2 protein-coding genes are annotated in these 1,959 nt (G+C 47.6%); one reads left to right on the plus strand and one right to left on the minus strand.

Features of this window, described 5'->3' with window-relative positions:
• Positions 1-372: 372 nt before the first annotated feature.
• Positions 373-516: a hypothetical protein gene (locus QJQ48_RS27885; RefSeq protein WP_346294462.1), complete on the minus strand. Its 144-nt coding sequence runs from the start codon at positions 514-516 to the stop codon at positions 373-375.
• A 1,006-nt stretch (positions 517-1,522) separates the two neighbouring features.
• Between QJQ48_RS27885 and QJQ48_RS27890 the strand changes: the two genes are divergently transcribed.
• Positions 1,523-1,959, plus strand: a 437-nt coding sequence (locus QJQ48_RS27890; RefSeq protein ID WP_346294463.1) for a helix-turn-helix domain-containing protein, incomplete at its 3' end; no start/stop codon positions are given.

Genomic DNA, 1,959 nt, shown 5'->3' on the forward strand with positions numbered 1-1,959 from the left:
TGCTATAAAACGGCCCCTTGGCATAAACTGACTTGGCAGCTAGCCGACGAGCCTAACTGCCAAGTGCACCAACGGCCGTTGCTTTTCCAATGTCCCCAATGTCAAAGTGCTTTCCAGCTGCCGAGCTACTGGCAAACAGGCCAATGCGATCGCTGTGAGCTGTTGTTTATGAAAATGGTGCTGCCGAGCTAAGACTAGAGCTAAAGAGTCAGTCGAATAGACCAGGTAACTTCACGCCCAGCTGTAGGTTCATGGGTTTGCTGAAATTGCTGTTTAAGCAGCTTGAGGCGTTTTTCCTGCTTCAGGATATCGCTAGGATAGTCCCATTTGCCGGGCGTAAGCCGACGACAAATGATTCCATGTTCATGTCTGTCACTGAGTGAGCTTTTGAGCTGCGCAGGCATGAAAGAAAGCGGGCTTGAGGGTATCAATTTTGTGTTCGAGTTGAGCGAGTTGCAATCGCAGGTCGATCATTTGATCGATGACGCTGTCAGAGACAGGGCTATCTGTATTCATAGAGGCAGAGAGGAGTTTTCTTGCCTATCATGCTACGAAACGGCCTATGCCAAGCTGATAGAAAGTTCGAGTAGAAAGTTCGAGTTCTCCAAGCTCCTAAGAAACAACAACAGCCTCCACTATCAGCGATCGCGTGCATGATAGTTTCCAAGTCAAAAGAGCGATCGCCCGAGAGGGTTTTGCACTGATACAAAGTAGAGTAAGAGCAGCCAGCGATCGCTTTTGTGGGCTCGACACAGAGTCCGAAGAAGGGATGGCCTCAGGGTTCTGCAGCACACTAAGAATGCTTGTAAGCCCTCCTCAGTTCAGAGCAATAATCGCTGAGCTTAGCGCGATCGCATCCGCAAGGAAGCCGATAGGATAGCACCCGCACTCTGTCTCCTATGCAAGTGAAAGGCACAGTATGTACACACTAAATATACACTCAAAACATACGCTTAAAGTAAACAAGTTGAATGTATACATACAGCTTTATGCATGTCTCAACGCAGAGGAAAAAAGCGATCGCACGAGTAAAGACGCTGAAACGCTTACACAGCAGAGCTTTTACGAAATAAAGCAAATACAGAAGAGGGCTTGCAAGTATAAAAGCGATCGCATTACAGCGTATAGAACAACAGCATGGCAACACACAGGCGTATAAGCAACACAGCGATCGCAGTGCCAGCAACGTTTTTTGGATTTTGTCGAGTGCCACGTTATTTGACATGTTATGAGTATTTGTGCCACGTTAAACGTCATAACAGTGGTGAAGTGATTGATTTATAAAGTTTTGAGATTAAAGCGTATATTTAATTTTTTTATTGAGCTAGCGATCGCAGTTATATGAAGCTAAACACCTCAAAGCTATGTTTTGTGGGGAATAGCGATGTTAGTGTCAAACAGTGTGGCACTAAAGTGATGCTAAATAGCGTGGCATTAATAATGAGGTTGAGCAAGGGAGTCTTTCCCCTACTGTATGAGGGATAGAGACCAGTTTAAGTAAACCAGCTTTTAGAGTTGTCAGATGACAGATAACGAGGCACGCGAGAACTGCGAAAAAAGTGAAGAGTGTGAGACGATTGCGATCTGGCGGATCGAGGATCTGAGTATTGAAGAGCACCGTCGCTTTAGGGTGATATCGCGCTTGCAATTGCATCGCGGACAAGAGAGCTACCGGGAAGCGGAGAGCCAGGCTGCCCAGGAACTAGGGCTAAGCGTGCGTAGCTTGAAACGACTCGTGTGTTCCTACCGTGAGAGCGGCATAGTGGGTCTCAAACGCCAATCGCGCTCAGATGCGGGGCAGTTCAAGCTTGAGCCAGAGTGGCAAGAATTCATTGTTAAGACTTACCGCCAAGGGAATCGGGGGATGGGCGCAATGAAGCGATCGCAAGTGGCGAAACTGGTAGAGATGCGAGCCTTTGAACTGGGAGAGAGTAGCTATCCCAGTCGCCGCAGCGTGTA

This window comes from Sphaerothrix gracilis Ecp01, assembly GCF_030405905.1.
Taxonomy (GTDB): domain Bacteria; phylum Cyanobacteriota; class Cyanobacteriia; order Phormidesmidales; family Phormidesmidaceae; genus Sphaerothrix; species Sphaerothrix gracilis.